Raw genomic sequence first — 4,875 nt, 5'->3', positions numbered from 1 at the left:
GACGACATTCCGCTGACATACTCCACCGACAACTCCCTGACCGCGCCAGTCAATTGGGCCTACGCGCCGAACCTCAAGTCCACCCACATGCCTTACCTTGTGGTTTCGATCCCCATGCGGCTGGGAGGCAGCCTGACCTCCCTGAAACCGGGGACCCCAATCACCCGCATCTATCGGGCGACCGACTTCGACGGGAGCACATCCCAGGCAATCGTGATCTTCTACGAGCCCTATGACTGCCTTCAGGTTCTCGATCCTGAGCTGCATGCCGGGATGCCAACCCTGGATCCGGACCTGGTCGCGGCCCTGCCCCTTTCGCGGCTTGACCTGATTGACACCGCGGCTGATCCCCCGGCCCGCTCACCCTTTTCGCGGAAGACCGAAGCCAACTGGTGTACCCTGTTCCAGCAGGCCGACCTGGCGCGTCAGCGGGGAGACTGGCAGCGCGTGGCTGCCTTGGGGGATCTGGGTCTCAACGGCCCCGACGAGCCCAACCACGGCTCGGAGTACATTCCTTTCATTGAGGGGTATGGGCAGGTGGGGCGGTGGCAGGAGGCACTGGCTTGGAGCCAGACCGCGCTTGAGCGCAATCCGGAGATCTCGCAGATGCTGTGCCGGGCGTGGAGCCGGATTGCGGCTGCCGCGCTGGCAGGCGAGGCCGCTCGCCAGGCCATCGACAAGGCACAGGCACTCGCCGGATGCGGGGGTCCTTCCGGCTGACTCGATGTCAGGTGCCGCGAGCCGATGCGCGGAATGGAGGGTACGCTCAGCACGGGTGCTTTCGGCTGCCGAGCGGCATACATCGAAGGGAAGCGCCCCCAGAGCACTCGGCCAGGGGCCTGCTCGGGCGTTTGCACTCGGCATGTCCCGGCAGGCTGGTCAAATTCAGCTCGGCGGGAGCTCCTCCTGGCGCAGAGAGCTGGCCCGATGGCGATACGGGGCTGCTAGGGTTCGCAACGCACCAGGCTAGGCAGCTCGGCAAGAGCCTGCTCCTTCTCGGAGCTGGCAGGTGTCGTGTGAATGAGACGACCCCAGGTGTTGCACACCATGCGCCTCACCTCGCTATTTCGCTCCATGGCGACACCCGTCCAGTGAAGCGCGTCCTCCCACCGGTCCACATGGCCGTAGGCCTCGACGAACGGCAAATACTCCGAGACATTGTTGGGGCGATCCTCGAGTAGCAGGGCATGATCGCCGATCGCCGCCACCTCGCTCCAATTCGATTGTTGGCGTGCCAGGTCGGCGCGCTCGAAGTAGATGCACCAGTTGGCCTCGATCGCCTCTGCGAAGGGGGAACGTGCCGGGATTTCGGGCGAAGGGTCAATCAGACCAAGATTCGACAGCGGAACCGCCTGAGAGAGGCCGGCAGACAATCCGGGCATTGAATCATGTAGCTCAACATCCAGGATCTGCAGACAGCCGGGGGGTTCGAAGTAGACGGCCAACGTCTGCGATGTGGATCCTTCAAACGTCCCGGGCCGGTAGCGTTGCGTGATCGGGAGGCCCGGCTCGAGTGCCGGGAGTCCCAGGCCGAGGCGGATCGAAACGTAGTACAGCATGTAGGGGATGGTGGTCGAGTCAAGATCCGGAGCGTAGGCCCAGTTGAGCGGCGCGGTCAGTGAGTTGTCGCTGTAGTAGTCCAACGGGAAGTCGTTCGTGAGTAGAGTCGTCCCCGGTGCCAATCCGGGGGCACGGGTCGTGAGCTGGGAGAGGAATGTGCGCAGTTCACGCCAATCCTGCATGTAGCTGACGGCGTTTCCGGTCAGGTGCGCCGCCCCCAGCGCGACCACCGCGGCGAACAGCGCCACCGAGGCGCGCCAGCGGCCGAAGGCCATTACCAGCAGTGATGCGGCCAGGACGCTAGCACCGAGAATGAACGGCAAGGTCATGCGGTCCCAGGAGAAACTGAGCTGCAAGGGCAGCATGGGTATCCAGACTGGGATGCCCGCGATCAAGAGCGCCCAAGCCCCAAGCCCTGCGGCGGCTGCCAGGTCGGTGCGCGCTGCCGGGCTCGGCTTGCCGAGATCATTCGGGCGCTGCCGCAGCAGCGCCCACACGGTGACCAGGGCAGCTCCCAGAAATGACACCGACATCGCAAGCAGGCCGGTCTTTCCGATGCTCGAGAGAGCAGGGGGCGAAGCGGCTTCGAACCACGCTCCTCCGGTTGTGAGCAGGAGGTCGCTTGCGATCCTGGACGCCAACGCCTGCAGGGCGGCACCCGGTTGCTGTGCCAGCATTGTCAGGAGCGCAGGTTCGTAGGTTGGGAATCTGGGGGTAACGGCGCGCCAGACAAGGTAGACGGACAGGATAGCCAAGTGAGGCAGCCAGGTAAGTGTGGTCCTGACGGCCCATCGTCTGCCACGCAAGCCCTCTTGTCGCAGCACCAGGCCGATTAGTGCGGGCCGCAGCAGTTCAAGGCCGACCAAATACTCGAAGGAGAACAAAGCCAGGGCCTGGGTGCCCAACGCGGCCGCGAACCATGCTTGGGACCTGGGTCCGCCCCTGATCGCGCGAACGGTACAGCTGAAGGAGAAGAAGAACAGGGCGGAGAGGAACAGGAAGTGGGAATAGATGATCGAGATCGGGCCCTGCAGGAAGCCCGGGTACACAACAAACAACAGCCCACTCAGCAGTGCGAGCCTTCGCTGAGACGGCCAAAGGCCCACCATCAGCCACCAGACAGAGACCCCCGCAAGGAACCACGCCAGCAGTCCGAGAAGCTGCCAGCGAACCGGCGACTCGCCGGCGAGGGGGGCTGTCAGCTGGTATATCCAAGGAAGGAACGGACGATCCGAGCGGAAGAATTGCCAGGTCACGGCCTGGCCGTAGGCGTGCATAGCCCACAGGGTCGGCAAGTCATCCCAGTAGAAGCCCAGCCAGGGGATCAGCAGGCCGCGCGCGAAGAAAGACGTCCCCAGGATTCCCAGGATCGGCACCCGCCAGTTGACTGCCTGGTGGGTGCGCGGGGAAGGTGCCGTCGCCTCGGATTCCGGATGTTCCAGCATCGGGAAGGCCTCGCCCTCGGATGGACCAACGGTATTCTATCCGGCTCTCTGCCGCCGCGCAGGCTGAGTGTCGAGTGAGCTCGCCGGGGTGGGGTGGGCCGCCCCGTGCCGGGCGACTGGGCGGCGACATCGAATGCGCTTGACCCTGGGGGAGGGCCTGTGCTAAGATCAATCTACCGACCGGTCGGTAGACAGCCGATGCAGCGTTCGGACATCATCCAGGCAGCCGCCCAGATCTTCCGCCTCAAGGGCTACCACGCCACCTCGATGCAGGACATCGCCGACGCTGTCCACCTGCAGAAGGCGAGCCTGTACCACCACGTCCAGAACAAGCAGGACATCCTGGTCAGTATCCTTGATCAGGCGCTCGACCTGGTGATCGCGGATATGGAAACCGTGCTTGCCTCCCCGGCGCCGTCGCAGGACAAGCTGGCCTCGGCAGTCCAGGTGTACGTTCGGCACCTGGTCGACCAGCGTGACTTGGCCGCCGTCCTGCTGTATGAGTACCGCAGCCTGGACAGCCGCAGGCGTGCCCGCCACCTTGCGCGGCGTGATCGCTTCGAGGGACTATGGCGTTCACTGCTCGAACAAGGTGTCCTCCAGGGCGCCTTCCGTCCGCTGGACGTGCCGATCGCCGCCTCGGCGTTTCTGGGCGTGATGAATGGCATGCTCGCCTGGTATCGTGAGGCCGGACGGTTGTCGCCCGACGAGATCACGGACGCCTTCACCGAGCTCTTCCTGCGCGGCATCCAGCCCCCAGCGGCGAGCCGACGCCCATGACGCTTGAGGTCGAACGGTTTCCTACCGCACTCGGCTATCGCGTTTACCGCATCCCGTTGGAAGTCTTCCCTGGATTCTTGGGCTTCTCCCACCTGGTGTTCGCTGACCAGCTTCGCTGCTTGATCGACGTTGGCTCCGGCTTGGAGGCCAGCAACCAGGGGCTGGAGACGGGGCTGAAATCGGTCCACGATCGGTATGGGGAGGAGATCGGATGGCGATCGCTGACCCATGTCCTGATTTCGCATGGCCACATCGACCATTTCGGCGGGTTGCGCTACGTCCGGGAGAGGACCGATGCGCCGATCGGGGTCCATGAACTCGATTGGCGGGTGCTGGCCTGCTACGAGGATCGGTTGGCGGAAGCGGTCGATTCCCTGCGGCGCTTTCTGGGCACCTGCGGGCTTGCACCCGATGCGCAAGCGAGCATCCTTGAGATCTACAGCGTGCACAAGAGCCTGTTCGCCTCGGTGCCGGTCGACTTCACCTTCACCTCGCCCTGCAGCACGCTCGGGCCGCTGACGCTGGTCCACACACCGGGGCACTGCCCCGGACAGGTGGTCATCCAGGTGGACGACATCCTGCTGTGTGGGGACCAGGTCCTCAGCGACATCAGCCCGCATCAATCGCCCGAGCAGCTGACGGCGTACACCGGCCTGGGACACTACCTTGACTCGCTGCGCGTGGTAGAGCAGATCGCACCGGCGATCCGCATCGGCCTCGGTGGACACCAACACCCGATGCCCGACCTGGCGGCGCGCGTCGCGGCCATCCGGCAGGGGCATCAAGTGAGGCTAAGAGAAGTGCTGGAGCGAATGGTGCAAGCTTCCACACTTGCGCAGGTTGCGCAGGCCCTGTTCCCAGAAGCCGATGGCTACAACCTGCTGCTGGCGCTGGAGGAGACCGGCGCTCACGTCGAGTACTTGCATGCGCGGGGCTACCTGAACTGCGTGCCACCGGGCGTTGGCGCTACGGCGAACGAAGGCCTGTGGTTTCAGGCACGGCCTGACAGACCGCTGCCTGTGCTCCATGCGTCCGGTGACTGTGCTGCCGTCGAGAGCCCTCGCCCACCTGCGTCGACGGGCTGAGGGCT

4 protein-coding genes are annotated in these 4,875 nt (G+C 64.6%); 3 read left to right on the top strand and 1 reads right to left on the bottom strand.

All coding sequences use genetic code 11. The annotated features are described in order from the left end of the window. Window positions 1-720, top strand: a 720-nt coding sequence (locus MUO23_02520) for a hypothetical protein (GenBank protein MCJ7511827.1), incomplete at its 5' end; no start/stop codon positions are given. 224 nt (window positions 721-944) lie between these two features. Here the strand turns inward: MUO23_02520 and MUO23_02515 are convergent. Further along, the gene (locus MUO23_02515; GenBank protein MCJ7511826.1) at window positions 945-3,005 is read right to left on the bottom strand and encodes a hypothetical protein; all 2,061 of its coding nucleotides are present in this window, start codon (window positions 3,003-3,005) and stop codon (window positions 945-947) included. A 159-nt stretch (window positions 3,006-3,164) separates the two neighbouring features. Between MUO23_02515 and MUO23_02510 the strand changes: the two genes are divergently transcribed. Continuing rightward, window positions 3,165-3,785 carry a TetR/AcrR family transcriptional regulator gene (locus MUO23_02510; protein MCJ7511825.1) on the top strand — a complete coding sequence of 207 codons (621 nt, stop codon included), beginning with the start codon at window positions 3,165-3,167 and terminating at the stop codon, window positions 3,783-3,785. Then, window positions 3,782-4,870 carry an MBL fold metallo-hydrolase gene (locus MUO23_02505; GenBank protein MCJ7511824.1) on the top strand — a complete coding sequence of 363 codons (1,089 nt, stop codon included), beginning with the start codon at window positions 3,782-3,784 and terminating at the stop codon, window positions 4,868-4,870. Before MUO23_02510 ends, MUO23_02505 begins: the two co-directional genes overlap by 4 nt. Window positions 4,871-4,875 lie beyond the last annotated feature (5 nt).

This window comes from Anaerolineales bacterium (assembly GCA_022866145.1).
In the GTDB taxonomy this organism is placed as follows: Bacteria; Chloroflexota; Anaerolineae; order Anaerolineales; family E44-bin32; genus PFL42.
This window is presented reverse-complemented; position numbering and strand designations above follow the sequence as displayed.

Excerpts from the sequence above, each read along its gene's own strand:
- MUO23_02515 (MCJ7511826.1), bottom strand. The coding sequence starts at position 3,005 with ATGCTGGAACATCCGGAATCCGAGGCGACGGCACCTTCCCCGCGCACC.
- MUO23_02505 (MCJ7511824.1), top strand. The coding sequence starts at position 3,782 with ATGACGCTTGAGGTCGAACGGTTTCCTACCGCACTCGGCTATCGCGTT.